This window comes from Alcanivorax sp. IL3, assembly GCF_047495465.1.
Classification (GTDB): domain Bacteria; phylum Pseudomonadota; class Gammaproteobacteria; order Pseudomonadales; family Alcanivoracaceae; genus Alcanivorax; species Alcanivorax jadensis.
The window spans coordinates 38,221-64,854 of the sequence record NZ_CP179931.1 but is presented as its reverse complement, the minus strand read 5'-3'; the positions used below and the strand labels follow the sequence as shown (position 1 = coordinate 64,854).

Annotated in this window: 25 protein-coding genes and 1 pseudogene; 15 read left to right on the top strand and 11 right to left on the bottom strand. The window is 57.1% G+C overall.

What is annotated here, in order from left to right; all coding sequences use genetic code 11:
• Positions 1-12 precede the first annotated feature (12 nt).
• Positions 13-681, bottom strand: a complete 669-nt coding sequence (locus ACMG4M_RS00355) for a GntR family transcriptional regulator (protein ID WP_035249779.1) — start codon at positions 679-681, stop codon at positions 13-15.
• Between the two features lie 151 nt (positions 682-832).
• Between ACMG4M_RS00355 and ACMG4M_RS00350 the strand changes: the two genes are divergently transcribed.
• Entirely contained in the window at positions 833-1,981 is a 1,149-nt protein-coding gene (locus ACMG4M_RS00350; RefSeq protein WP_286827384.1) for an alkane 1-monooxygenase, read from the top strand.
• 221 nt (positions 1,982-2,202) lie between these two features.
• Here the strand turns inward: ACMG4M_RS00350 and ACMG4M_RS00345 are convergent, their stop codons facing one another.
• From ACMG4M_RS00345 to def, 6 genes are all read right to left on the bottom strand, one after another.
• Positions 2,203-2,574: a hypothetical protein gene (locus ACMG4M_RS00345; protein ID WP_156964914.1), complete on the bottom strand. Its 372-nt coding sequence runs from the start codon at positions 2,572-2,574 to the stop codon at positions 2,203-2,205.
• A 115-nt stretch (positions 2,575-2,689) separates the two neighbouring features.
• Positions 2,690-4,141 carry a TrkH family potassium uptake protein gene (locus ACMG4M_RS00340; RefSeq protein ID WP_035249783.1) on the bottom strand — a complete coding sequence of 484 codons (1,452 nt, stop codon included), beginning with the start codon at positions 4,139-4,141 and terminating at the stop codon, positions 2,690-2,692.
• 21 nt (positions 4,142-4,162) lie between these two features.
• Positions 4,163-5,539, bottom strand: a complete 1,377-nt coding sequence (gene trkA / locus ACMG4M_RS00335; protein WP_335626691.1) for a Trk system potassium transporter TrkA — start codon at positions 5,537-5,539, stop codon at positions 4,163-4,165.
• Between the two features lie 124 nt (positions 5,540-5,663).
• A complete protein-coding gene (gene rsmB / locus ACMG4M_RS00330) occupies positions 5,664-6,968 on the bottom strand; it encodes a 16S rRNA (cytosine(967)-C(5))-methyltransferase RsmB (RefSeq protein ID WP_414430488.1) in 1,305 nt (434 codons plus the stop codon).
• Entirely contained in the window at positions 6,946-7,914 is a 969-nt protein-coding gene (fmt, locus tag ACMG4M_RS00325) for a methionyl-tRNA formyltransferase (protein WP_272962758.1), read from the bottom strand. The genes rsmB and fmt overlap by 23 nt, the downstream gene beginning before the upstream one ends.
• A gap of 188 nt (positions 7,915-8,102) precedes the next feature.
• Positions 8,103-8,609, bottom strand: coding sequence for a peptide deformylase (gene def, locus ACMG4M_RS00320; RefSeq protein ID WP_035249793.1), 507 nt, complete (start codon positions 8,607-8,609; stop codon positions 8,103-8,105).
• A gap of 145 nt (positions 8,610-8,754) precedes the next feature.
• Here def and ACMG4M_RS00315 point away from each other — a divergent pair, with 145 nt between their 5' ends.
• The 8 genes and pseudogenes from ACMG4M_RS00315 (at position 8,755) to ACMG4M_RS00280 (ending at position 15,147) form a co-directional block, all read left to right on the top strand.
• Positions 8,755-9,828, top strand: coding sequence for a LysM peptidoglycan-binding domain-containing protein (locus ACMG4M_RS00315; RefSeq protein WP_272962826.1), 1,074 nt, complete (start codon positions 8,755-8,757; stop codon positions 9,826-9,828).
• A 78-nt stretch (positions 9,829-9,906) separates the two neighbouring features.
• Positions 9,907-10,968: a DNA-processing protein DprA gene (gene dprA / locus ACMG4M_RS00310; protein WP_414430487.1), complete on the top strand. Its 1,062-nt coding sequence runs from the start codon at positions 9,907-9,909 to the stop codon at positions 10,966-10,968.
• Between the two features lie 116 nt (positions 10,969-11,084).
• On the top strand, positions 11,085-11,303 hold the full coding sequence (locus tag ACMG4M_RS00305; RefSeq protein ID WP_156964915.1) for a hypothetical protein: 219 nt from the start codon (positions 11,085-11,087) through the stop codon (positions 11,301-11,303).
• A 38-nt stretch (positions 11,304-11,341) separates the two neighbouring features.
• Entirely contained in the window at positions 11,342-11,932 is a 591-nt protein-coding gene (locus ACMG4M_RS00300; protein WP_232222128.1) for an L-threonylcarbamoyladenylate synthase, read from the top strand.
• Positions 11,933-11,959: 27 nt separating this feature from the next.
• Positions 11,960-12,868 carry an oxygen-dependent coproporphyrinogen oxidase gene (gene hemF, locus ACMG4M_RS00295; protein ID WP_035249801.1) on the top strand — a complete coding sequence of 303 codons (909 nt, stop codon included), beginning with the start codon at positions 11,960-11,962 and terminating at the stop codon, positions 12,866-12,868.
• Positions 12,865-13,676 (top strand): annotated as a pseudogene (aroE, locus tag ACMG4M_RS00290) (shikimate dehydrogenase). The gene hemF and the pseudogene aroE overlap by 4 nt, the downstream one beginning before the upstream one ends.
• A 3-nt stretch (positions 13,677-13,679) precedes the next feature.
• Positions 13,680-14,126 carry an ion channel gene (locus tag ACMG4M_RS00285; RefSeq protein ID WP_052043056.1) on the top strand — a complete coding sequence of 149 codons (447 nt, stop codon included), beginning with the start codon at positions 13,680-13,682 and terminating at the stop codon, positions 14,124-14,126.
• A 43-nt stretch (positions 14,127-14,169) separates the two neighbouring features.
• The gene (locus ACMG4M_RS00280; protein WP_035249806.1) at positions 14,170-15,147 is read left to right on the top strand and encodes a lipid A deacylase LpxR family protein; all 978 of its coding nucleotides are present in this window, start codon (positions 14,170-14,172) and stop codon (positions 15,145-15,147) included.
• 247 nt (positions 15,148-15,394) lie between these two features.
• On the opposite strand, the gene ACMG4M_RS00275 is transcribed toward ACMG4M_RS00280, so the two are convergent.
• Complete coding sequence (locus ACMG4M_RS00275; RefSeq protein WP_414431150.1) at positions 15,395-15,931, bottom strand: gamma carbonic anhydrase family protein; 537 nt, start codon at positions 15,929-15,931, stop codon at positions 15,395-15,397.
• Positions 15,932-16,131: 200 nt separating this feature from the next.
• On the opposite strand from ACMG4M_RS00275, the gene prlC reads away from it, so the two are divergent.
• The 6 genes from prlC (at position 16,132) to ACMG4M_RS00245 (ending at position 23,942) form a co-directional block, all read left to right on the top strand.
• Positions 16,132-18,165, top strand: a complete 2,034-nt coding sequence (prlC, locus tag ACMG4M_RS00270) for an oligopeptidase A (RefSeq protein WP_272962822.1) — start codon at positions 16,132-16,134, stop codon at positions 18,163-18,165.
• A gap of 118 nt (positions 18,166-18,283) precedes the next feature.
• Positions 18,284-18,478, top strand: coding sequence for a YheV family putative metal-binding protein (locus tag ACMG4M_RS00265; protein WP_035249817.1), 195 nt, complete (start codon positions 18,284-18,286; stop codon positions 18,476-18,478).
• Between the two features lie 571 nt (positions 18,479-19,049).
• On the top strand, positions 19,050-19,595 hold the full coding sequence (locus tag ACMG4M_RS00260; RefSeq protein ID WP_272962820.1) for a fimbrial protein: 546 nt from the start codon (positions 19,050-19,052) through the stop codon (positions 19,593-19,595).
• 71 nt (positions 19,596-19,666) lie between these two features.
• Positions 19,667-20,386 (top strand): molecular chaperone, encoded by a 720-nt coding sequence (locus ACMG4M_RS00255; RefSeq protein WP_035249910.1) that lies wholly within the window; start codon positions 19,667-19,669, stop codon positions 20,384-20,386.
• Positions 20,387-20,422: 36 nt separating this feature from the next.
• Positions 20,423-22,927 carry a fimbria/pilus outer membrane usher protein gene (locus ACMG4M_RS00250; RefSeq protein WP_414430485.1) on the top strand — a complete coding sequence of 835 codons (2,505 nt, stop codon included), beginning with the start codon at positions 20,423-20,425 and terminating at the stop codon, positions 22,925-22,927.
• The gene (locus ACMG4M_RS00245; protein ID WP_198030674.1) at positions 22,899-23,942 is read left to right on the top strand and encodes a fimbrial protein; all 1,044 of its coding nucleotides are present in this window, start codon (positions 22,899-22,901) and stop codon (positions 23,940-23,942) included. The genes ACMG4M_RS00250 and ACMG4M_RS00245 overlap by 29 nt, the downstream gene beginning before the upstream one ends.
• Here the strand turns inward: ACMG4M_RS00245 and ACMG4M_RS00240 are convergent.
• The 3 genes from ACMG4M_RS00240 to ACMG4M_RS00230 form a co-directional block, all read right to left on the bottom strand.
• A complete protein-coding gene (locus ACMG4M_RS00240) occupies positions 23,939-24,280 on the bottom strand; it encodes a hypothetical protein (RefSeq protein WP_273009646.1) in 342 nt (113 codons plus the stop codon). The genes ACMG4M_RS00245 and ACMG4M_RS00240 overlap by 4 nt on opposite strands.
• Positions 24,281-24,435: 155 nt before the next feature.
• The gene (locus ACMG4M_RS00235) at positions 24,436-25,635 is read right to left on the bottom strand and encodes an FAD-dependent oxidoreductase (RefSeq protein WP_414430484.1); all 1,200 of its coding nucleotides are present in this window, start codon (positions 25,633-25,635) and stop codon (positions 24,436-24,438) included.
• A 132-nt stretch (positions 25,636-25,767) separates the two neighbouring features.
• Positions 25,768-26,544: a ferredoxin--NADP reductase gene (locus ACMG4M_RS00230; RefSeq protein ID WP_414430483.1), complete on the bottom strand. Its 777-nt coding sequence runs from the start codon at positions 26,542-26,544 to the stop codon at positions 25,768-25,770.
• Positions 26,545-26,634 lie beyond the last annotated feature (90 nt).

The window sequence follows — 26,634 nt, the reverse complement described above, 5'->3', positions numbered from 1 at the left end:
ATTAATTGCCTTTTAAGCCGCGTTGCGGCGTTTGGCGATGGCGCGCAGGACGATCTGGCACTGGTTTTCGCCGTATTCGCGGATGTCTGCTTCGGCATCGGCGGTGTTGCGGCCGACCACGTTGATCAGCAAGCGCTTGAACAGCTGCAGAGAAACGTCGAACTCGGAGGTGTCTTCCTGCAGGGCGATAAAGGTGTAGCGCTTGAGCAGGGGGATCAGATCGACGATGTCGGTGGCCAGGTAGCGGTTGTTGGCGAATCGTTCGGTGGCGATTTCCACAAAGCGGAACGCCAGCTGGTGGGCGGCGGGCAGGTCGTTGTTCTGATAATGCTGGTCCAGCTGGGGCAGTAGCTCCACCAGGTCTTCTATCTGGCCGGGCATCCAGTTGCTGGCAGCCTGGCCGGCCAGCCGCGACAGGAGCATGAAAAGGAAGTCGTAAAGGTCGTGAACCTGCTCATCTGTGACGTCGCACACTCGTGCGCCCTTGCGCGGCTGCAACTCAATCAGGTGCTGCTTTTCCAGGACACGAAAGGCCTCGCGAAGTGAGTTGGTGCTCACATCAAGTTGCTTGGCCAGATCATTTTCCGGCAAACGAGCTCCGGGTGCCAGGGTGCCTGTGATGATTTGCTCGGCCAGGTGCTGGGCAATCTGCTCACTCAGGCTGACGGCTTTCAACGACATTAAAAGGTCCTTTTCGGCTTCGGCGGGAATTATCCTCCAAGGTCGATACTATGGCACTAAATGAGTTGTTTGACAATTCAAGAAATCAGGGATAACCTGATCGTCACATTGAAGACTGTTACTTTTGGCTTGAACTAGCGAGGTATAAGCCATGTTCGAGAGCATGAACGCTGACGTAATGCTAAAAATGAAAAAATACGGGTACCTGACTTTCTGGGCATTCATGGTGCCGCTTGTGCCTTTCTCGGCCTATGTGGGTGTGGATAGCGGCACTCAGGATTATTGGGCTTGGTTCATGTATGCCTTTATTTTCGGGATTATCCCGGTACTGGATTATCTGGTGGGGAAAGATCCGACCAACCCCAGTGAAGATGTGCAAGTCCCCAGCATGAGTGAAGAGATTTTTTACCGGGTGTCTGCCATCGCCATGGGCTTTGTGTGGATCGCGGTGCTGTTTTACGCCGGCCATGTTTTCATGACCAATGATTATGGTCTGCTCGGCAAGATCGGTTGGATCGTGTCCATCGGTACTGTGGGTGGCATCATCGCCATCAACCTGGGCCACGAGCTGATTCACAAGGATCCCAAGGTGGAAAACTGGATGGGCGGCCTGTTGCTGTCTACCGTGACCTATGCCGGCTTCAAGGTTGAGCACGTACGTGGCCACCATGTGCATGTGTCTACCCCGGACGATGCCTCTTCCAGCCGCTACAACCAGAGCCTGTATGACTTCCTGCCCAAAGCGTTTGTGCGCAACTTCAAGAATGCCTGGAGCCTGGAAAAGAAATACCTGGAGCGTAAGGGCAAGAAAAACATCAGTATCTATAACGAGCTGATCTGGTGGTACAGCATTTCTGCCTTGTTTGCGGTGACCTTCGGTCTGCTGTGGGGCTGGCAGGGTGTGGTGTTCTTCCTGGGCCAAAGCTTCTTCGCTGCCCTGGCACTGGAAATCATCAACTATATCGAGCACTACGGCCTGCACCGTCGTGTGAACGAAAAAGGTCGCTTCGAGCGGGTAACGCCGGCCCACAGCTGGAACTCCAACTTCCTGCTGACCAACCTGGCCCTGTTCCAGCTGCAGCGTCACAGTGATCACCACGCCTATGCCAAGCGTCGTTATCAGGTGCTGCGTCACTACGAGGAAAGCCCGCAGCTTCCTGCCGGTTACGCCACCATGTACGTGCTGGCCCTGATCCCGCCGCTGTGGAAGAAAGTGATGAACCCGCGGGTGGAAGCCTACTACGAAGGCGAACTGGACCAGCTGTTCCGCGAGTCCAAGCGGGTGAACAATATCGCGTAAAAGCAGTTAACAGTGAATCATGAATAGTTAACAGCTAGAACAAAAAAGCCCCGGCAACCGCCGGGGCTTTTTTGTGTCTGCGGAGCTGCTGTCAGAAGCGAGACTAGCGTCTGGCTTTGGCAGCTCTTCGCGCTTAAAGCTGCGTATTCGTTACGCCCATCACTTCGGGCGGGCCAGCGGGTGGTTACGGCAGGAGTCGTGATGTTGCCTGGCGCCGCTTGTTATGCATTTCTCTCTAGAACCTCTAAAACCACATTTTTAGAGCTAGTCCAGATGCGTAGTTCTTGGCCGAGATACTTTGGCGATTTATAAAGCACGCCATTGGATAAAACTCCGTCGCCTCTCTCAACCTTTACGCTATTTCTTGGGATGGTGTAACAGCCACCTAGGCACTTGATAACAATGAAGTCATCATAGATGGAATGACGAACTAATGGCCAAGTGTAGTTCATCATTCCAATCCTTCCGCCACAGATTTCTTCAAACTGCGGGGTTAAACCAACTTCTTTATCGGTACGAGACTTAGGTGAGCGAACGGCCCACACTGCCAGAATGATAAAAAGCCCCACGAATGCCAGCGGAATGAAAGCCATAAGGGATAACCTATGTGGACTGCATAACGGTGCGGTTTTGTTGGCGTGGGCACGGCCTTTCCGTTGGCAGGGCTCCCCACGCGCAACTATTAACTGTTAACTAGTAACTGCCCTTTTATTGTCGCCAGAACATGGGCGTAAACAGCACCAGCAGGGTAAATACTTCCAGTCGCCCGGCCACCATCAGTACCGTCATCATCCACTTGGCGCTGTCGGTAATGTTGGCAAAACCGCCGCCGACCTGGCCGATACCTACACCCAGGTTATTGAGGCTGGCGGCCACGGCACTGACGGCGGTGGTCAGGTCCATGCCGGTCATGGTGAACAGCAGGGTGAAGATGACCGAGAGGGTGATGTAGACCCCGACAAAGCCCCACACGGCCTGTAATACCCGATCCGGGACCGAGTGGCGGCCAAAGCGAAGGGCAAAGATGCCGTTGGGATAAATCAGCCGACGCAACTCGCGCACGCTGTGATGGAATACCAGGGCGGCTCGCACTGCTTTCATGCCGCCGCCGGTGGAACCGGCGCAGCCGCCGATGAAGCTGGTGAAGATCAGCAGGTAAGGAATAAAGCCCGGCCAGGCGGCGGCGTTGGTGCTGGTGAGCCCGGTGCCGGTGCTGAAGGAAGCTACCTGGAAAGCGGAGTGGCGCAGTGCATCATCGGCAGTCACATCCACCTCGAAGGCCAGCAAGCCGACGGTAATCAGCCCGGTGTAAAGCAGGAACAGGGTCATGAAAAAGCGGAATTCAGGATCAAGAATATAGGCGATCAATGAGCGCCCCCGCCAGACGGCAAAGTGCAGGGCAAAATTGACGCCGCCGATCAGAATGAACAGGGTGGCGGTCCAGTCGATCCAGGGGTTGTCCCAGTAGGCCATGGAGGCGTCGTGGGTGGAAAAGCCGCCGGTGGCCACGGTGCTGAAGCTGTGGCAGATGGCATCAAAGATGGTCATCCCCGCTGCCCAATAAAGCACGGCACAGGCGACGGTGATAAACAGGTAGAGCAACCACAGGGCCTTGGCCGTTTCGGCGATGCGCGGGGTGAGCTTGGCATCCTTCATGGGGCCGGGGATTTCTGCCTTGTAAAGCTGCATGCCACCCACGCCGAGCATGGGAAGAATGGCAACGGCCAGCACTACCACGCCCATACCACCCAGCCACTGCAGTTGCTGGCGGTAGAAAAGAATCGATTTAGGCAGGAAATCGATGCCGGAAAGGATGGTGGCACCGGTGGTGGTCAGCCCTGACATGGATTCGAACACGGCATCGGTGAAGCCGACGGGGACGTCATTACTGATATACAGTGGCAGGGCCCCGATCAAACCCAGTACCGACCAGAACAGGGTCACCACCAGAAAGCCGTCGCGGGTCTGCAGTTCTTCCTTGTGCTTGAAGAAGGGGAGCCACAGGGCCAGCCCCAACAGCAGGGTGATCACGAATGACACCAGGAAGGGGCCTTCGCTGCCTTCCTGATACCAGTAGGACACGGCCACCGGCGGCATCATGGTGAAGCTGAACACCACCAGTAGCAGGCCGAGAATTTTCGAGATCAGTGCAAAATGCATGCGCTGGCGTGGCCTCGGCCGTTAGAAGAAGGTAAACCCGACCTGGAACAGTTTTTCCACGTCCCGGGTGCGGCGTTTGTCGATCAGGAACAGGATCACGTGATCATCCGGTTCGATCACCACGTCATCGTGGGCAATCAGCACCTTTTCGCCGCGCACGATGGCACCGATGGTGGTGCCTTCCGGCAGGTCGATGTCTTCAACGGCGCGGCCCACCACTTTCGAGGATTTGCTGTCCCCGTGAGCAATCGCCTCGATGGCTTCCGCTGCACCCCGGCGCAGGGAATAGACGTTGACCACATCACCCCGCCGTACATGGCTGAGCAGGCTGCCGATGGTGGATTGCTGGGGCGAGATGGCGATATCGATATCGTGGCCCTGGACCAGATCCACGTAGGCCGGGTTGGAGATCAGCGTCATCACCTTTCGCGCGCCCAGCCGCTTGGCCAGTAATGAAGCCATGATGTTGGCTTCGTCATCGTTGGTGAGGGCGCAGAACACGTCGGTATTCTCAATGTTCGCCTTGAGCAGTTCGTCCCGGTCTGTGGCGAGCCCTTGCAACACCACAGTCTGATGCAGTTTTTCGCCGAGCCATTCCGCGCGGCCGGGGCTGCGCTCCAGAATTTTCACGTTGTAACGGTGCTGGATGCTCTTGGCGAGCCGGTAACCGATGTTGCCGCCGCCGGCAATCAGAATGCGTTTGTAGTTGTGCTCCAGACGGCGCAATTCACTCATCACCGCACGGATATCGTTCTTGGCGGCGATGAAGAAGACTTCATCATCCGCTTCGATCACCGTGTTGCCTTCGGGAATGATGGGCCGGCCGCGGCGGAAGATGGCGGCCACCCGGGTGTCCACATTGGGCATGTGCTTGCGCAGTTCGCGCAGCTCGTTGCCCACCAGTGGCCCGCCGTAGTAAGCGCGCACGGCCACCAGCTGTACCCGGCCACCGGCAAAGTTCACCACCTGCAGGGCGCCGGGGTGCTCGATAAGCCGCTTGATATAGTCGGTGACCACCTGCTCGGGGCTGATGATCACATCAATGGGCAGGGCGTTTTCGTTGAACAGCTTGTCGGACCGGCTGGTGTAGTGGGCGGTGCGGATACGGGCGATTTTGGAGGGCGTGCGGAACAGGGAGTAGGCCACCTGACAGGCGATCATGTTCACCTCGTCGGAGTTGGTGACCGCGATCAGCATGTCTGCGTCTTCGGCGCCGGCATTCTTGAGCACCGCCGGATAGCAGCCCATGCCGCGCACGGTACCGATATCCAGGCGATCGCCCAGTTCGCGCAGCCGTTCCGCATCGGTATCGATGACGGTGATGTCGTTGCGCTCGTTGGCCAGGTTCTCGGCCAGGGTGCCGCCCACCTGGCCGGCACCGAGAATAATGATCTTCATGCGCTTTACTGTCTCTCCAGTCCCCGAACAGCGCGATTCCCTTCCCTGTAAGACCAGGGGAGGATTGGTGCCTCGAGCGGCGCTCTTACACGACTTTTCTCACAAAGGAGAAAACGCTGCCCGCTCAAGTGTCCTTTCGCAGGCACGCCAGATAGAAACCGTCTGGGCCATGGTGTTGCGGGAACAGCTGCCATCCCGCGCTGACCATTGTGGCCTCTTCCGGCCGTGGCGTCACATCCCGGGCCTGTGGCTGGCGTTGCAGGAAGGCGCTGACCTGATGATCGTTTTCATCCCGCAGTACCGAACAGGTGGCATACACCAGCATGCCGCCGGGTTTGAGCAGCGGCCATAGTGCATCCAGCATGCGCGCTTGTAAATCAACCAGTGCGTGGATGTCGGACGCTTTACGATGCCATTTCACATCCGGCTGGCGGCGCAGGATGCCGGTGGCGGAGCAGGGGGCATCGAGCAGGATGGCGTCGAAGGGGGTGCCGTCCCACCAGCTTGACGGGTTGCTGGCATCGCCTTGCAGCAGGGTGACCTCGGCACCGAGGCGGGCCAGGTTCTCCTTGATGCGAGTCAGTCGCTTGCCTTCCAGCTCCAGGGCGACCAGCTCCGCGTCGGGGAATTTCTCGCAGAGCTGGCCGGTCTTGCCGCCAGGTGCAGCACAGGCATCCAGGATGCGGCCGGTGGGTGGACACTGCAGGACTTCGCCGGGCAGCTGGGCGGCTTCGTCCTGCACCGACAGGGCGCCCTGTTCAAAACCTGGCAGCTGGAATACCGGGCGGGCCGGGCTCAGGTAGACGCTCCAGGGGGACAGCTCGCCGGGGCGGGCGCCGTCGCCGAGGGCGGCAATGGCTCCGGCGCGCTGCTGCTGGCGCCGGTTCACTCGCAGGGTGAAGGGCGGTGTTTGCAGGTTGGCCCGGGCCATGGCTTCCGCGTCGGCGGGCCAGTCTTGCTGCCAGCGCTTGAATAGCCAGTCCGGCAGGCTGAGCTGGATGTTGGGGTTGGCGTCGGCGACGGCCTCATCCATCGTCAGTTTGCTGGCCTTGCGGAGAATGGCATTGCTGAGCCCGGCGGCCCAGGGGGCTTTCAGTTTGCGACACAGCTGTGGGTAGGCGTTGACGATGGCGTGGGCGGGGCGCTCGCTGAACCACAGTTCGTAGAGCCCGGCGAGTAACGCTAGCCGCACCGGTTGGGCGCTGGCTTTAAGGGGTTTGCCCAGTTGCTGGTTGAGCCAGTGGTTGAGCGGACGTAGGTGGCGGCAGACGCCGAAGCAGATATCGCGCATCAGGCCGCCGTCGGCGCCCTGCAGGGGAAAGTCACGCAGCACTTCGCGCAGGCTTTCCCCGTCGCCTTTACCGGGCAGTACCCTGTTGAGGACACGTACCGCGGTCAGGCGCGGGTCAGACGTTGTCAATGGAGTCACCCAGCGGTTCGCCTACCTGGAACAGATCCGGGTTACCGCGCAGCAGATCGGCCACGGCCATGCGCCGCTTGCCGGGCAGTTGCAGTTCTTCAAGAATCAGTGCGCCATCGCCGGTGGCCACATGGATGCCGCTGTCGTCCACGTTGAGAATATGGCCGGGCTCATCGTTATCCCGGCCAGGTTGCGGGCTTTCGCTGGCTTGCCAGATACGCATGGGCTGACCGTTCAGTGGGACCCAGCTCACTGGAAAGGGATTGAAGGCGCGAATGCGGTTGTAGAGGGCGCGGGTGGGCAGGCGAAAATCCAGGCGCGCTTCCGCTTTGCTCAACTTGTGGGCGTAGGTGACACCGTCGTCCGGCTGCGCGGTGGCGTTGGCCAGATACTGCTCCAGATCGTTCAGTACGGTGACCAGCAGGCGGGCGCCCTGGGCGGCGAGTCGGTCATGCAGTTCGCCACCAGTTTCGCTATCGCCAATCGGCAGGCTTTCGCTGAGCAGCATGGGGCCGGTGTCCAGGCCCGCTTCCATCTGCATGATGGTGTTGCCGGTTTCTGTGTCACCCATGGTGATGGCGCGCTGGATAGGGGCAGCACCGCGCCAGCGGGGTAGCAGGGAGCCGTGCACGTTGAGGCAGCCCAGGCGCGGCATATCCAGCACCGCCTGGGGAATGATCAGGCCGTAGGCCACCACGACCAGGGCATCCAGATTCAAGTCACGCAGTTGCTGGCGGATCTCGTCGCCCTTCAGGTTTTCCGGTTGCAGTACCGCAATGCCGTGGCGTTCGGCCAGTACCTTGACCGGGCTTTGTTGCACTTTCTTGCCGCGCCCGGCGGCCCGATCCGGCTGGGTGAGCACGGCAACCACCTCATGGTCGCTGTCCAGCACCGCTTGCAGGCTGGCGGCGGCGAAATCCGGGGTGCCGGCGAAGGCAAGGCGTAAGGGTTTCAATGAAAAGCCTCTTGTTTGAGAGCTATGAGCTTCTAGCTTCTAGCTGCGAGCAACTACGCGGTTGCAGGTGTGAGCCTATACTTAGCTGTCAGCCGCGCTTCATGGTCGGGCGCGGGCATCAGCTCCCCAAGACAATGACAAAACATGATCGCGCCTAGCCGCTAGAAGCTCGTAGCTAGTCACTGCTTTCATGCCTGCTGGCGGTGGATCTTTTCCAGCTTTTTCTTGATGCGATCACGCTTCAGCCGGGAGACATAGTCCACGAACAGCTTGCCATCCAGGTGGTCGATCTCATGCTGGATACAGGTGGCCAGCAGCTCGTCGGCCTCTTCCTCGAAGGTATTGCCGTCCCGGTCCAGGGCCTTGATATGTACCCGCGCCGGGCGTTGCACCTTCTCGTAGAAGCCGGGCACGGACAGGCAGCCTTCTTCATATGGGGCCACCTCATCGGTGAGCGGGGTGATCTCCGGGTTGATGAACACGCGAGGCTGGGTCTGGTCCTCGGACAGGTCCATCACGATCAGCCGCTGATGCACATCCACCTGGGTAGCCGCCAGGCCAATGCCCGGGCAGGCGTACATGGTTTCGAACATGTCGTCGATCAGTTTGCGAAGCTCGTCATCTACCTTTTCCACAGGCTTTGCTACCGTGCGTAGCCGGGGGTCAGGGAATTCCAGTATTTCCAGTTTGGCCATGTACCTTCTCGGAAGTTGCGATAGCACTCGAATTTCGGTTGCTAAATATATGATCGCATTGCTAATATCCAAAAGAAACCGTGTCCGTGAAACTCGGTCCACGGCCGCTCTCGGGGATGAGTCTAATAATGATAAAAGGAATCCGATGATGATGAAATCGGTCCAGCGCGCCCTGGCCTTCGGGCTGTTAGTGTCTTTATCCGGCCTGGCTGCTGCCCAGGTCATGCTCAAAGAGGGGCATCCCGGCAAGTATTTCGTCAAGAACGGCGATACCCTCTGGGATATCAGCGCCCGTTTTCTGCAAGAGCCCTGGCAATGGCCGGAAATCTGGCAGATCAACGAAGAAATCAGCAATCCCCATCTGATCTATCCCGGTGATGAGATCCGCCTGACCTATGTAGATGGAGAGCCCCGGCTGTCGGTGAAGCGCGGTGTGGAAGAGAAAACTTTACCCAACGGCACGGTCAAACTCACTCCTAAAGTGCGCGAGATCGCCAACGATGAGGCTATTCCCGCCATTCCTGCCGGCGCCATTGCCGCGTATCTGAAGGAAGGTTTGGTGGTCAGTCGTCAGGAGATTGCCGAGGCTCCCTACATCGTTGGGGGCCGTGATCGTCGGGTGATCTTTGGCGAAGGTGACACCGTTTATGCGCGTGATGCCATGACCCAGTGGGAAAATCTGGAACAGGGCTACGGTTTCTACCGGACCGGCGAGCAATACGTGGACCCGGATACCAACGAAGTGCTCGGCTACGAAGCCCGTCAGATCGGTCTGGGGCGTGTGGCCGGCCATGAAGAGGATATGCTGACTCTGCAGGTGACCAAGACCAGCGAGGACCTGCGGATTGATGACCGGCTGTTTTCCACCGAAGATCGCAGGGTTCGCTCCGTGCTGTACCCGTCGGCGCCGGATACCAAGATCGAAGCCAAGGTGATCCGTTTCTTTGATCGCATCAATAGCGTGGCACGTAACGATGTGGTGGTGGTCAACAAAGGTCTGCGTGACGGACTGAAAGAAGGCAATGTGCTGGATGTCTTTGGTCAGGGTGAGGCGGTCCGTGATCGCCAGCGTGGGGATATGGTGCGCCTGCCCAGGGAAAGGACTGGTTCCATGGTGATCTTCCGTGCCTTCGACAAGGTCAGCTACGGCTTGATCATGGAGTCCAAGCGTCCTATTTACATGCATGATATCGCCGAAAGCCCGGCGGGCAGCTACTGATTCATTAAGTTGCGGTAGCGCTCACCGCCGGAGTTTCGGCTCCTGACAACCCGTCAAACGCACACAAGGAGGTGGGCGATGGACGGACAATACAAACGCCTGCTATTGCAGGCGTTGTTTTCCCCGTCTTCCGCGGCTCTGGGCCGCGCTCTGAAACAGCAATCCATCGACCGCACTGCGCTGGCCGATTATCTCCCCCTGTTGCCGGCTGGCCTGAAAGAGCGGCGCAAGCTGCTGGATCACACCGGTTCCCTGACTGTGCATTACGAGTATCTGCGAGAGCAAGGTTGGCGCTGGCTGGCGCTGGGAGATGCGGACTATCCCTCCTTGTTGGCCCAGCTCGGGGACGCTCCCGGTGTGTTGGCGGTGCGTGGCAGTGTGGCGGCGCTCAATGCGCCCGGTCTTGCCATCGTCGGTGCGCGCAATGCGTCAGCGGACGGACTGGACAACAGTCGCCGTTTTGCCCGGGATCTGGCGGGCAGTGGTTTTGTTATCGTCAGTGGCCTGGCCCTGGGTGTGGATGCTGCTGCGCATCGGGGCGCGATCAGTAGCGGGCGCACGGTGGCCGTGCTGGGTAGCGGGCCGGATCGCATCTATCCGCCCCGCAATGCGGTGCTGGCCGGCCAGATCGTGGAATCCGGCGGTGCCCTAGTCACGGAGTTTGCCCCCGGTGCGCCGCCGCTGCCGGCCCAGTTCCCCCAGCGCAATCGGGTGATCAGCGGGCTGAGTCTGGGCACTATTGTGGTGGAAGCTGCCATCAAGAGTGGTTCCCTGATCACCGCTCGCACCGCTCTGGCCCAGGGGCGCGAGGTATTCGCTATTCCCGGCAGTATTCACAATCCCTTGAGCAAGGGCTGCCATCAGCTATTGCGTGATGGTGCCAGCTGGCTTGAATCCCGGGAGGATATATTTCATGCCTTCGGTGACTTCCGGCGGAGTGTCGAAGCGGTGGGTATCAATGAGCCGGACTTACCTGACTTGCTCCAGCACCTGACCGGGGGGCTCAATTCCCTTGATGTTTTGCAGGAGCGCACCGGCCTGCCGATCACCGATCTGGCAGGGCAGCTTTCCGAACTGGAACTGGAGGGCTGGGTAGAGCGAGTGGCCGGCGGCTACCTGAAACGCAGCGGTGCGACCTAGATCGGACTTGATGGCCCTTCCCTGCATACCTGCCCTGGCTCCCGTCTGATATTTGACCTTTTCTCGCCAGGGGCGGAATGTTGAAGGTGCCAGGGAGTCTGAATTCGAGGTGTGCCATGTTCGAGATCTATGTGCCCCTGCTGCGAGGACAAGGAGAATGGCGTGCAGTAGAGGCGGTCCATGTGGGAGGTATGCGCTACCGGATTATCGGCACCATGCCGGAAGGGGAGGAGTGGGCGTTCACCCCAGGTGAGGAGGTCGAGTGTGACACCACTGAGGTGAAGAAAGGCAAAAAGGTTCTGACGGCAAAACATCTGGCCCCTGTGCCTCTTTAACCAGTGCAATCCTGGGCTCTCTCTTGAGCCGGCTTCCTATGCAGGGTATTTTCCCGTCTTTCTTTCAGGGCGAGTTTCTCATGTACCAGCATCTGCATAGCGCGGCACAGATTATCCAGGCCGGTGGCGTGGTGGCTTATCCCACCGAATCGGTCTATGGACTGGGCTGTGATCCTTTCAATGAAGAGGCGGTATTGGATTTGCTGGCGATCAAGGAGCGGCCGGTGAGCAAGGGGCTTATCCTGATCGGCGCAGACCTGGCGCAACTCGAACCCTATATCCGCCTTACCGACAGTCAGCGTGAGCAAGTGGCAAGGCAATGGCCAGCACCGCTGACCTATCTGGTTGACGCCCGCGAAAGCGTACCCGCCTGGGTGCGTGGCGCTTTTACCAAGGTGGCGGTGCGGGTGCCGGATCACCCCTTGGCCAGAGATCTGTGCCGGGCCGTGGGCCAGCCGATCATTTCCACCAGTGCCAATATCAGTGGCCGCCCGGCGGCCCGCAATCAGTTCCAGGTGGCCCGTCAGCTTGGTGAAAGGCTGGACTTTATTGTCAGCGGCGCCTGTGACCGGGCCGCCAAACCCTCTACCATTATTGATCTGGAAAGTGGCCGCACCTTGCGGGCTTAAGCCAAGTAATACAAACCGGGAGACGGCATGTCAGAGGTATCACTGCAGGCGGTGAAGGACTACCTGCTGGAACTTCAGGACCGCATTTGCGAGGAACTGGCCGAGGAAGATGGCAGCGCCACTTTCCGTGAAGACAGTTGGGACCGCGAGCAGGGAGGGGGTGGCCGCAGCCGTGTGCTGGAAAACGGTGCAGTGATTGAGAAGGGCGGGGTGAATTTTTCCCACGTGTTCGGCAATCAGTTACCGCCGTCTGCCACCGCGGCCCGCCCGGAACTGGCCGGCCGCAGTTTCCAGGCCATGGGCGTATCGTTGGTTATTCACCCGAAGAATCCTTACGTGCCCACCAGTCATGCCAATGTCCGTTTCTTTGTTGCGGAAAAAGAGGGCGAAGATCCGGTGTGGTGGTTCGGTGGTGGTTTTGATCTCACCCCTTTCTACGGTTTCGAAGAGGATGTGGTGCACTGGCACCAGACCGCCAGGGATGCCTGTAATCCTTTCGGTGAAGACATCTACCCGGAGTTCAAAAGCTGGTGCGATGACTACTTTTATATCAAGCATCGTGACGAGCCACGTGGCGTGGGCGGACTGTTTTTCGACGATCTAAACCGCTTTGATTTCGAGACCTGTTTTGCGCTGATGCGCAGCGTTGGCGACGCCTATATTCAGGCCTACCGTCCCATTGTGGCAAGCCGCAAAGGGCATGATTATGGCGACCGGGAGCGTCAGTTTCAGCTCTATCGTCGTGGTCGCTATGTGGAATTCAACCTGGTCTACGATCGCGGCACCATCTTCGGGTTGCAGTCTGGCGGGCGCACCGAATCCATCCTCATGTCCCTGCCACCACTGGTGCGTTGGGATTACGACTGGCATCCGCAGCCGGACAGTGCGGAAATCGAGCTTTACCAAAAATTCCTGATTCACCGGGAGTGGTTATGACGGCCCTGTATTGTGTGTTCGGCAACCCGGTAGCCCATTCCCGCTCCCCGGATATTCATCATGCCTTTGCTGCCCAGCGCGATGATGATTTGCGCTATGAAAAGCGCGAAGCGCCACTGGATGATTTCATCGGCACGTTAAAAGCCTTTCGTGAAGAAGGGGGGCAGGGTGCCAACGTGACCGTGCCCTTCAAGGAACAGGCCTTCGACCTGTGTGATGCGGTCACCGAGCGAGCTGGCCAGGCGGCTGCGGTGAACACCCTGTGGTGGGATGGTGACCAGCTCCATGGTGACAACACCGATGGTGCCGGCATAGTAAAAGATATCCGCGACAACCAGGGCTGGGTGATTGCCGGCAAGCGGGTGTTGGTGTTGGGTGCCGGTGGCGCTGTGCGCGGTGTCATGGGACCGTTGCTGGCGGAAAAACCGACCCTGGTAAGGGTGGCCAATCGTACGGCCGAGAAAGCGGAAATTCTGGCTCGCCGTTTCATGAGCGGTGACAGCTCGCCGGTACTGGGTAGCGGGCTGGACGGTCTGACAGGCCAGTTCGACCTGGTCATCAATGCCATTTCTGCCGGTCTGCATGGCGAGATGCCGGACCTGCCCGGGGGTTACTGGCGGAAGGCGCTGTGGCATACGACATGGTTTACGGCAAAGAGTTGACGCCTTTTATGATTTGGGCACAACAGCAGGGTGCGGTAGCCACTGCCGATGGTCTGGGTATGTTGGTGGAGCAGGCCGCAGAAGCCTTTGAAATCTGGCGTGGCTGGCGCCCGGATAGCGCATCGGTTATGGCCATGCTGAGATAAGTCATGGAGCACGAAGCCATCGTTTACGAAGTAATGTATGCCTCTGCGGTCAGCCTGTTCATGGTGCTGACCACAGTGACCTTGCATTACTGGACTCTGGCGGGGCTGTCGGCGTTGTTGAAACGCTGGAAGCGTTTTCGTGGAGAAATTCTGCTGGTTGTGATCACCATGTTTTTTGCCCATATGGTGGAAGTGACCCTGTATGCCCTGGTCTACCTGGTCCTGGATCGGGGCGATACTGCCATGAATCTGGCCGGTGCAGTGGATGGCAGTTTTCTGGACCACTTGTATTTTTCCGCTGCCTGTTATACGTCGCTGGGTCTTGGTGATCTCTATCCCGTGGGCACCTTGCGTCTTATTGCCGGGGTGGAAGCTCTGAACGGATTGATACTAATAACATGGTCCGCGTCGTTCGCCTTTCTGGTTATGCAGCGGCGGTGGCGTTTTTGATGTTGATAGCGGGGAACGTCTTTTTACCGAAAGAGGTATGGCCATGTCCGCGCGTGTTCTGTTGATCCTTTCCTGCCTGCTTCCCCTGTGTGGCCAGGCGTCTACCTTCGGGTTTTCCTGGGATAACGATTTGTTCGTCGGTTCCGATGGCCAGTACACCAATGGCGTGCGCATCAGCTGGGTGGGGGATGCCCATCATCGTTGTGAAAGAAATGGGACTTTCACCTGTGGTCTGGCCGCCGCGCTGGATCCGCTACCAGGCATCAGCCTGGTAGACGATAAGCATGCACTGACCCTTAGCCTGGAACAGATCATGATTACTCCGTCCGATCTCGCCAGGGAGACGCCGGACTTCAATGATCTTCCCTACGTGGGCTACAGTAATCTGGAGTTGGGATTGTTCAGCTGGAACGGCAACAGCCTGTTCGGCTACGGCGTGCGGATTGGCATCGTGGGTCCGGATTCCGGCGCTGAACAATCACAAAAAGTGGTGCACAAGATCACCGGCTCTGAGGAGCCCAAAGGCTGGGACAATCAGCTTGGCCACGATGCCATCGGCGGCGCCTATTTTATTCATGCCCATCGTCTGTTCCGGTATGTTCAGGGTCCGCTGGAAAGTGAAGTGGGTTATGCCTGGGGGGTGGATGCCAATAATTTTAATGGTACTGCCAGGGCCGGTGGGTTCTGGCGGATTGGTCAGAATTTACCGCGCAACTTTATTCCCGATTATGCGGGCATTGGTACTGCCGGTTCATTGGTGGGTTTGTTCGATGGCGAGGGGTTCGGCTGGGAAGTCTTTTTTGCCAGCTTTGGCGAGTACATCGGCTATTCCTACCTTGAAGAAAACAGTGGGCCCTATGATGTTGAGTCTCGTGACGGCATTCTCGGGCTGGTGCTCGGCGGCGGTATCAGGATGGATGATTTTTCCTTCACGCTGACCTTGCAGGGATCCTCATCGCCGACTCGTAAAAGCGATGATATTCTGAGTTTCGGGAATATGTCGTTTATGTGGAGGATCTAGCTACGAGCTACGCTGGTTGGATAGGGAAAGGCCAAGAAGTTCCCACGTAATCCGTGTTCTCTACGAAGCCGCGGTAGGAGCTATGCTTGCATGGCGAACCGCGCTTGCGCGGAAATCGCCCGCAGGGCGATCAGGAATCTCAGAGCTCGACAGGTTTCAGAAATAACAGAACGACGGCTAAATTGATCTTCATTCCCCTCGCTACGCTCGGTTCGCGGCTCTAGTGCCGCTCCTACAGATAGCCTCTTTACCCCTCCTCACCCAGATACCGATCCTTCAAACGCACATAATTCCCGGCCACATAGGGCAGAAATTCCCTCTCTTCCGCGGTGAGGGCACGCACCTGCCGGGCTGGTTGGCCGCGGTAGAGGTAACCACTTTCCAGCCGCTTTCCAGGCCCCACCAGTGACCCGGCGGCGATGATCACCTCGTCTTCCACTACGGCGCCATCCATGACGATGGCCTGCATGCCCACCATCACCCGGTTGCCCAGGGTGCAGCCGTGCAGCATGGCCTGGTGGGCCAGGGTCACATCGTCACCGATCTGCAGGGCAAAACCGCCAGGGTTGAACCGGGAATCGTGGGTGATATGCAGCACAGCGTTGTCCTGGATGCTGACTCGGGCGCCAATGCGGATGGCATGCATATCTCCGCGAATGACGGCCCGCGGCCATACGGAGCAATCATCGCCCAGCACCACATCGCCGATCACGGTAGCATCCGGGTCCACAAATACCCGTTCCCCCAACTGCGGGGCCTTGTCTTCAAAGCGGCGAATCCCCATCACTGATAAACTCGATAGCTGAATGTGGTCGTCAGGGAGGCCCATGAACAAGCCGCCCACCCGTATATTGATTGCCATACTGATCTTGCTTGGCGTTTTCCTGCTGAGCAAGTGGCTGATTTTCCAGACGCTGCTGCAACCGGACGAGACTACTCGTCAGCGCTTGCCAGCAGCGCAGACAGAACCAGGACAGGACACCCATGAGTAACAACCCGCTGATTGATTATCCGGAACTGCCGCCGTTTTCCAAAATCCAGCCAGAACACGTATTGCCCGCCGTGGAGCAATTGGTGGCGGATGGCCGCGCGCGCATCCAGCAGGTGCTGGCGGAGGGCAAGTTCGATTACGCCCATCTGGTGCAGGCACTGGATGAGGAAGACGACCGCCTGGGCAAGGCCTTCGGCCCTGCCGGGCATCTCAATGCGGTGGCCCAGAATGAAGCCCTGCGTAATGCCTACAACAGCTGCCTGCCGCTGCTCAGTGAGTACGGCACCGAAGTGGGCCAGAACGCACAGCTGTGTGCCGCCTACCAGGCGCTGCGTGACAGTGATGAATGGAGCTCGCTCAGCGAAGCCCAGCAGAAAGACATTGAAAATACCCTGCGTGATTTCCGCCTCTCCGGGGTAGATCTGCCAGATGACAAGAAAGCGCAATACATGGCCAACTCCAAGCGACTGTCTGAGCTGACCAGCCAATTTTCCGACAATACCCTGGATGCCACCCAGGCCTGGACCAAACACATTAGCGATGAGGCGGAGCTGGATGGCCTGCCCGACAGTGCCAAAGCCGGTGCCGCCGACCGGGCAAAGGCGGACGGAAAGGACGGCTGGTTGCTGACGCTGGATGCGCCGGTCTTTATTGCCGTCATGAGCCACTGCAAGAACGCCGAGCTGCGCAAGGAAATGTACGTGGCCTGGACCACCAAGGCCTCTGATCAGGGGCCTCAGGCTGGCCAGTTCGACAACACAGCCATCATGGATGAAATCCTCAAATTGCGGCACGACCAGGCGCAACTGCTGGGGTTTGCCAACTTTGCTGAAGAGTCCCTGGCCACCAAGATGGCCCGGGATGTGAACGAGGTGATTCAATTTCTCGAGGACCTGGCCAAACGGGCCAAGCCCCAGGCGGAACAGGAACTGGCGGCATTGAGGGCCTTTGCGGCCGAGAAGGGTGCCGACGATCTGAACCCCTGGGATATCGGTTTCTGGAGCGAGCGGCTGCGCGAAGAGCGCTACAGCATTTCCGAGGAAGAGCTGCGTCCCTGGTTCCCGGCGGATACCGTGATTAACGGCATGTTCGCTGTGGTCGGCAAGCTGTTCGGGATTCAATTCCGGCAGCGTGATGATGTGGACCTGTGGCACGAGGATGCGCGTTTCTACGAGCTGGTGGACGACGATGGCAGCGTGCGTGCGGCTTTCTATCTGGATATGTATGCCCGCACCGGTAAGCGCGGTGGCGCCTGGATGGATGACGCCCGCATTCGCCGTCGGCGCCCGGACGGCAGTCTGCAAACGCCGGTGGCTTATCTGACCTGCAACTTCGCGCCGCCCGCCGGTGGCAAGCCGGGCCTGCTGACCCACGATGAAGTGGTCACCCTGTTCCACGAGTTCGGCCACGGCCTGCACCACATGCTTACCGAACAGGATGTGTCCGGTATTTCCGGCATCAACGGTGTGGCCTGGGATGCGGTGGAGCTGCCCAGTCAGTTCCTGGAAAACTGGTGCTGGACGGAAGAGGGCATCGCGCTGATCTCCGGCCATTATGAAACCGGTGAGCCCCTGCCCAAGGAGAAGCTGGAAAAAATGCTGGCCGCGAAGAATTTCCAGGGTGCCATGCAGATGGTGCGGCAACTGGAATTCTCCCTGTTCGACATGCGCATTCATGCCGAATACCAGGAAGGGCTGGATATTTATCAGGTCCTGAACGAAGTGCGTGAGCAGGTATCAGTGATACAGCCACCCGCGTTCAACCGTTTTCCCAACAGCTTCGGGCACATTTTTGCCGGCGGCTATGCGGCGGGTTATTACAGCTACAAATGGGCGGAAGTGCTCTCCGCGGATGCTTATTCCCGTTTCGAGGAAGAAGGCGAGTTCAACGAAGACACCGGCCGTGCCTTCCGTAGCGAAATTCTCGCCAAGGGTGGCAGCCGCGAACCCATGGAGCTGTTCAAGGCCTTCCGCGGCCGTGAGCCCAGCGTGGAACCCTTGCTGCGCCATTGCGGTATCAACGGCTGATAATCTCAGAACACCTCACCGTAAGAGCGGCGCTTGAGCCGTGAACTGTACTTGGGGAAGCCTTCGCAAGCAGGTTCGCGGCTCAAGCGCCGCTCCTACGGAGGGATAGGGAGCAACCATGAAACGCCAATTTATTGCCGGTGCCACCTGTCCGGAGTGTGGGCAGATGGACAAGATCCAACGCGTCATCGACGCCGACAAACAGTGGATGGAATGTGTGGCCTGCGGGGCGACAAAGGATCTGGATGCCAAACCCCCAGAAGCTAGCGATGCTTTGGCTAAACCGGTCACCCTGCAGCCAGCAAAGAAATAAGGTTTTCCTTTAGGCGCGGAGCGCAGGGGGAATCGTCGTTTCCTTCAGAGAACGCCGAAGGCAGTCGGCAGCCAGCCGCTTGCATTTCCTTCCCCTCCCCCTGAAAGCAGCGCCAGTGGCGTTATTCACTGACGTCTCTGCTGGAGGCGTTGCACCACACCCTTTCTCCTCCGCCGCTACCGCTTATCCCGGCCGCAGTCCCGGTCCGTGACAGGCAGTTTCAATGCCCCTGTTCATATCAACGGTTGTCCGTTTTCCCGGCAAGTGCGAGGGGGAGGCTTATTACTCATTGTTTATTAGAAACATGAAATATTGAATCACATTCATGCTTTGATGGATTTTAATAATAAAAGCGTAGGACACATAAAATAAAGTAAGCGCTAATAACTATAAAGGTGACATCAGGATGATCAATCGTTATTAGAGTGTGTAAAAAAGTAAGCAAAGGTATCCAATTTTACAAATAACTTTCCTCAAGCCGTGCTAAGTTCCATTCCGCTGTCTGTTATGTGAACTGTTTCACTAAAACAAATAGCGAACTCAGTTGCGACCACCCAAAGAGGGAACTTCCATGCGCGTGAAAAAGCTTATTCTGGCTTCTGCCGTCGCGGTATTGTCTGCACCGGCCCTGGCGGTAGACGGTACTATTACATTCAATGGCCTGGTGACTGATCAGACCTGTGAAATCACCACTCCTGCGGGCAAAGACTTCACTGTCACTCTGCCCACAGTGTCTGCCAGCACGCTGAATGCGGCCGCTCAAACTGCCGGTCGTACGCCTTTTTCCATCAATCTGTCCAACTGCAGCAGCGATGGCAAAGTAGCGACCTACTTCGAGCCGGGCCCGACCGTTGATTTCGACACTGGCCGTTTGGTTAACCAGGCCAACGCTGCCGATGCTGCCACCAACGTACAAATTCAGTTGCTGGGCGAGAACAGCCTGTTCATTCCGGTTCAAGCTGCCGGTGCTGGTGGTGCGCAAGACAACTCCCAGTGGGTTGACGTAACCGCAGGCGGTGCTGCTGATCTGAACTACTACGCTGAATACTACGCTACCGCTGCAGCGACTGCCGGTACGGTTAATACCTCCATTCAGTACACCATCATCTATCAATGATGACGTGATGGCAGCTCCCGCCTCCCGGGGGCTGCCAACAATCTGAGCCGGGTAATGCAATGTTATTAAGAATGAAACTGTTCTTGCTGAGCGGCTTTCTGCTGTCGGCAGAGTGGGCGAGTGCCAGTGTGATTATTGATGGCACCCGTGTGGTTTATCCACAAAAAGCCCGCGAGGTGACTGTGCAGCTTCACAACACAGGTGAAACACCGTCGCTGGTGCAATCGTGGGTAGACGAAGGTGATAAGGATGCAACACCGGATTCGAGTTCGGCACCGTTCATCATTACACCACCCATTTCCCGTATAGAAGCGGGCTCTGGGCAGGCATTGCGCTTGACCTTTACCGGCAGGGATTTGCCCTCTGACCGGGAATCCTTGTTCTGGTTGAACGTTCTGGAAGTGCCTCCGGCACCGGAAAGTGCCGAGGACAAGAATCTTATGCAGTTGGCGTTTCGTTCAAGGCTGAAAATTTTTTATCGCCCTGTTGGTCTTGCAGGTAGGGCGAATTTATCAAGCCACTCTCTTGAGTGTGGTTTTGAATCAGAAAACAGAGTCATGAGTTGCACCAACCCAACGCCTTACCACATAAGCGTTGTCAAGTTGGAGCTGGTCCATGAAAGCGGAGAAACGGATCCGGTTGAAAAGGGGCTGATGTTTTTGCCTTTTGCGACACATGATTTCGAAATCGGCTTCAAAAAAGATGTCAGGCAGGGAACAAAAGCCGTTTTTACATCGATAAATGATTTTGGTGGGGCGGTAGAAGCTAGCATCGATATATCCCAACGATAACGGAATAAACGGCCTAGAGGTCTGGTAAGGATGCCAATGCTGTCGGCGTTATCAATCAATAAAAGCTTCGCTATCGGTATGGCCATCCTGGCTGTCGGGTTTTGGTGTGGTACTTCCTATGCACAGGATGAACCTGCATCGTTCAACTCATCTTTCCTGATGGGTTCCGCCAGAGACATGGATACCTCCTTGTATAGTCACGGCAATCCTGTGTCGGCAGGCGAGTACCGGCTGGATATGTATGTTAATGGCCAGTGGTTTGGTAAACAGGATATTGTTTTCAAGCCGGTGCCAGGAGAAAAAAGCGCAGAAACCTGCTTTACCGCTGAGGAGCTTCAGTTCTATGGCGTCGACGTTGAGTCTGTCGGGGCGCCAGATATTGAGGTAAAAAAGTGCAAACCCCTTTCTGAATGGATTGGGCAGGCGCAATCTCGCCTCGAGATTTCCTCACTACGCATGGATCTGACCATTCCTCAGGAAAATATGCGCCGCGAGGCGAGAGGTTACGTGAATCCTGAGCTATGGGATCGTGGTATTGATGCCGGTTTTATCGGCTACGACCTGAATGCTACAACTATCCGTGCGGACGAATCAGGGTCTGGAATCTCAAACAGTGACAACCTTTATCTTGGTATGAATTCCGGTGTGAATGTTGCGGGGTGGCAGCTCCGGCATAACTCCAGCGTATCAAGGCGGTCCGGTGATGGTTACGATTTTCAGAAGACTTCCACATTTGCGCGTCGCGCGTTCTCAAAAATTCGTAGTAATCTGACCATTGGTGATAGCTTTACCAGTGGCGAGTTGTTCGATTCCGTAGCGTATCGAGGCATGAACCTTTCCAGTGAGGATCGCATGCTGCCTGATTCCATGCGTGGTTATGCCCCGGTGATTCGGGGCGTGGCTTCGACTAATGCCCGTGTCGAAGTTCGCCAGAACGGAAATCTTCTCTATAGCACCACAGTATCACCCGGAAACTTTGTCATTGATGATCTTTATCCCACAGGTTTCGGGGGAGATCTGGATGTGCTTGTCACCGAAGCTGACGGCCAGCAGCGCACCTTTAGTGTGCCCTATTCTTCCATTGCACAATTGCTGCGCGAGGGCATCGGTCGGCATAGCGTTACCGTGGCGCAACTACGCAATGACGAGCTGGAAGATGAGCCTCTGTTTATGCAGGCCACGTACCAGCGTGGCCTGTATCATGACATTACCGGTTACCTGGGCAGTACAGTCAGTCAGGGTTATCGCTCTGTTTTGGTAGGTGCTGGCCTGGCCACAGAGCTGGGTGCCTTCTCCTTTGATGTGACCCGATCGCAAACAGAATTCAGGAATAATGACGACAAGTTTGGTAATAGCGTTCGTATCAATTATTCAAAGATGCTGAATCAGACCAACACCAACTTTACGCTTGCCGCGTATCGCTACTCTACAAAAGGTTTTTATGGTCTGTCGGATGCCATGTTTGCCAGAGAGTTTGATGAGCAGCAGTTGAGTCTGGCAGCGCTGAGAAACCAAAAAAGCCAGTTTCAGCTGACATTGAATCAGTCTCTTGGTCGCCGCTACGGATCTTTATACTTCACCGGCTCTGTGCGTGATTTCTGGGATACTGAAGGTGAAACCAAGCAATACCAGATGGGCTATAACAACCGCTTCAGGTCTGTTAGCTATGGTATTTCTGCAATCCGTACCACAACCCAGGAAGGCGATGCAGATAATCAGTTTGATCTTTCCTTCACCATGCCAATCGGTGGTGGTTATAGCGGTCAATATATTGATGGTGGTGTTTCACTGGATGATGACGGTTATACATCGAGCCGTGCCGGTATCAATGGCTATGGTGGTGACCGCAACCAGTACAACTATGGTATGCGGGTAACTGATAACGAACAGAATGGTTCCACGGTTGGAGTAAACGGTGAATACCGGAGCCGCTTTGCGTCAGTTAATGGTTCCTACAGTTACAGTGATGATTACCAGCAGGCCTCTGCCGGTGCGCGTGGCGCTTTTGTGGCGCACAAGGATGGCATAACCATGACACCGCAACACGGTGACACCATGGTGCTTATTGAAGCCAAGGATGCCAAGGGTGCCGGAGTGGTAAGTGCCTCTGGTGTAGAAGTCGATGACTTTGGTTATGCGGTTTTACCCTATGTAACCCCTTACCGGATGAATCGCATCACTCTGGACCCCAACGGCATTGACAGAAATGTTGAGCTGAAAGGAACCAGTCGCAAGTTGGCACCTTATGCCGGTTCCATCACCAAGGTGACATTCGAGACAGAAAAAGGCCTTCCCATACTAATAAAAGCACACCGTCGTGATGGCATCAGTCTCCCTTTCGCTGCCAGAGTCTTTGATCTGTCTGGAAATGAAGTGGGTGTGGTTGGTCAGAGCAGTGTCATTTTTGTTCGCAGGGAGCAGCGTCAAGGGGTGTTGACGGTGAAGTGGGGTGGTGAGCAGTGCAGGCTGACCTATCAACTTGGTGATGTGTCTCCAGAACAGGAGTTCGGTTTTGAAAAAACCAATGCGATTTGTCACTGAGCGATTTGATGGCATGGCGGCGTACTGTTTATCCGTCAGCATGCTGTGTTTGCTAAGTATTACAGGTCATGCAGCTTGTTATGTGTCATCCGGATTTAGCGCTCAGGACGTGCGCATGGAATTGGGCCGTGTCCTGATCCAGCCGGATTTGCCGGTCGGGGCGATCATTCAGACCCTGCAAGTGCCGATTACCGCAAAAAACAATGCCGGGTCCTGTAACTTCGGAGGCTTTTCCAGAGGGGAGCTGGTGCGCAATCCTTCTGCTGTCCCCGGGTTTTCGAATGTGTATCAAACGGATGTGCCGGGGGTGGGGATTCGGCTTTACCGGGAAGCGGGTGATATATCGACCTACTATCCTCACCAGATCAATTTCAGCGGCAACCGGCAGTTAAACCTGATTGGCGGGTACTTCAAAGTGGAGCTGGTAAAGACGGCAGCGGCCACCGGGTCCGGGCCTGTTGGCCCCCCGGGATTGTTTTCAACGTATTATCTCGATGGTTCTGGCATTAACCGACCGGTTCTTACCTCCACGTTGACGGGGCAAGGGATCACTATTGTGAATTCATCCTGCCAGGTCGATGCAGGCTCAAAAAATATTGCCGTTAACTTCGGCTCGGTTTCCAACCGTGATTTTAGCGGGGTAGGGTCGAGGGTGAATCCGAGAGATTTCGAGATCCGTATGCGTTGCCAGGGCGGCAATGTTGCCGGTCTGGATCAGGGGCTCATCAAGGTAAGGTTTGATGGAACCCAGGACACATCAAACATGCCGGGTGTGCTGGCCATTGATAGTGGTCCGGCATCGGCTAGTGGTATTGGCATTCAGCTTAATCAGACGCTGGGAGGCACCGAGCAGACGGTTTCTTTAGGTGAAGGCGTTACCCTGGGCCGCACTCCTGTTAACGATTCGGCGGAGTTTGTGTTGCCCATGCGTGCTTACTATATCCAGACCCAGCCAGGCACAGTTGGCGCAGGGACAGGTAATGGCAGAGCCACGTTCACCATTGAGTACCATTAATGGTACTCAATGACATAGCGCATACTGGTCGGCTCCGTGCCAGAAGACGCAATACGCTCCTGAAGGTGTCCTGACCGGGTCTCTACCGCCACAGATTGGGTGTGACTGGATCCGGCGACAGGCTCAAGGTAGGTCTTGGCAATGTGCTGCCCGGCAGACAGCCCCTGATTGCCGCAGGAGTCCACGATCACGTCGGTATAACCGGCCTGGCTCTGCGTCCCCGGTTGGCAAGACGCATAAACAACCGCTCCCTGGAATGAGATCGTATTGCTGGCCATGGCTGCTGAGGTAGACAGTGCGAGTAGCGCGGCGATCCCTGTTCGGCTTGCAGTATTCATGGTGCCCCCTTCGATCACTGTTTAGTTATTTTGTCTAAGTGCGAAGGTTTACTTCTAGTACTTTTTCATTGGTTTTATGTAGTGATTGGCGTGCTCTTTTACATTTTCAGCACTGAAAGGTGGAAAATGGAGGATGACCGGTTGCGGCAGAAGGATCAGTCGAGCAACGAACGTTTCCGTCCCGCCACCGTCTTTGCCATCTGCATGCGCAGCCATGGCACTCTCTCCATGATCGGAAAGAACAGGTCCCGCCCGGTGGATACGGTGCGGCTATGGGATTGAAACGCCGGGGTCAGCCAGCGGCTCATGCGCTGGTAGAAGCGGATTTGTGGCTCCCGCTGGCGATGATAGTGCGCCCAGGTCTGGGGCCAATTGTCCGTGTTGGCCACGGCCTGGCCGAGAGCCCGGGCATCCAGCAGGGCCATGTTGGCGCCCTGGCCCAGTTGCGGGCTCATGGCATGGGCGGCATCGCCAATGATACCCAGCCGATTTTCCCCCCAGTGATGCATGATCACATCCCGGTAGGTGGCAGGGAGCAGCTGTTTCTGGTGTGTCAGGGGAGCCAACACTGTTTCCAGTTGCGGCCAGAGCGTGAGTGCCTGCTGGCGCCAGCCGGCAAAATCAAAATCCGGGTGCTGCCAATCGTTCATCTGCGCTACCGGCAGGCTCCAGAAAAAACTGGCCAGGGCTTGCTCCGGCTGATCCGGGCGGCAGCCGGTGGGCAGGATGCCAGCCATCTGTCCGGCCTGGTGGTAGCGCTGTTGCAGCAACGGTGCCGCAAACGATTCGACCATGGGCTGCATGGCCCACATGGCTCCCCAGGGATAAAGCCGGTCATAGCGGGTCCAGGCGGCCGGGCGTAGACGGCTGTGGCTGCCGTTAGCAATCAACACGGCATCAAAGGACAGCCGGCAGGGCTCGCCTGCCTGCTCGGCGATCACGGTGGCGTGATCCGCCAGGGTTTCCACGGCACTGACCGTGCAGCCCATCAGCCGTTGGTGTGGGAGTGTGTGCAGGTGCTGGTCCAATACATGGCAGAGGCTGGCACGGTGCACGCCCAGGCCGTGGCTGTGAACGTCCAGGCTGCGGTAGGTGGTGTTCATGATGCGCCGGCCTTCGCGGGTGTGGCCGACCAGAGCATCGACGCGGGCGCCGTAGCCGAGCATCGCCTGATACAGCCCCATCTCCTTGAGTACCGACAGGCCAGTGGGTTGTAGTAAAAGACCGGCCCCCACTGGCGCCAGTGCCTCGGCCCGTTCAATCAGGGTGATGTGGTGCCCTTGTTCGGCGAGCAGGGCGGCAGTGGCCAGGCCGGCGGTGCCGGCGCCGATAATGGCGATGGATTGTGGTTGCACTGATGAGCGTCCTTCCCCGAAAAGGCTTGCTCATGCTAGCAGAGCAAGGTGCTATGGTTTGGGCAAGGATCAAAAAAAACGGGCCGCGAAGCGGCCCGTAGCGTGTTGCGTGCAAGCATGTAGGCGTTTAACTCATTTCTCAACAAACGCCCGCTCGATCACATACTCACCCATCTCGCCGCCGCGGGTTTCCTTGAAGCCCCAGCCATCGAGAATTGCCTGGGTATCCTTGAGCATGGCCGGACTGCCGCACAGCATGAAGCGATCGTTTTCCAGGCTCGGGGTTGGCAGGCCCAGGTCTTCGAAGATCTTGCCGCTGGTCATCAGGTCGGTGAGGCGGCCCTGGTTGCGGAAGGGTTCACGGGTCACCGTCGGGTAGTAGAGCAGTTTGCCTTTGACGAATTCACCGAAGAATTCGTTGTTGGGCAGCTCGCTCTGAATAGTGTCCTGATAGGCCAGCTCGGACACATGGCGCACCCCGTGGGTAAGGATCACCCGGTCGTACTGGTCGTAGACTTCGGGGTCCTTGATGATGCTCATGAAAGGTGCCAGGCCGGTGCCGGTGGACAGCAGCCACAGATTCTTGCCAGGTAGCAGATGGTCGGCTACCAGAGTACCGGTGGGCTTGCGGCTCACATAGATCTTGTCACCCGGCTGGATGTTCTGCAGCTGGGAGGTGAGCGGGCCGTCCGGCACCTTGATGCTGAAGAACTCCAGTTCTTCCTCATAGTTGGCGCTGGCGATGGAGTAGGCACGCAACAGCGGGCGGCCATTGTCCTGTTCCAGGCCGATCATGGTGAAGTGGCCATTCTTGAAACGGAAACCCGGGTCCCGGCTGGTGGTGAAGCTGAACAGGGTGTCGTTCCAGTGGCGCACGCTGGTAACGGTTTCAGTATTCAAATTAGACATAATTAATTCAGCGCTTATTCCAAAACTCCAGTTGGTGGAAATTTAATCGAAGAAGGTTTATCGGTAAAATGGGTAATTCCGATAGAATAT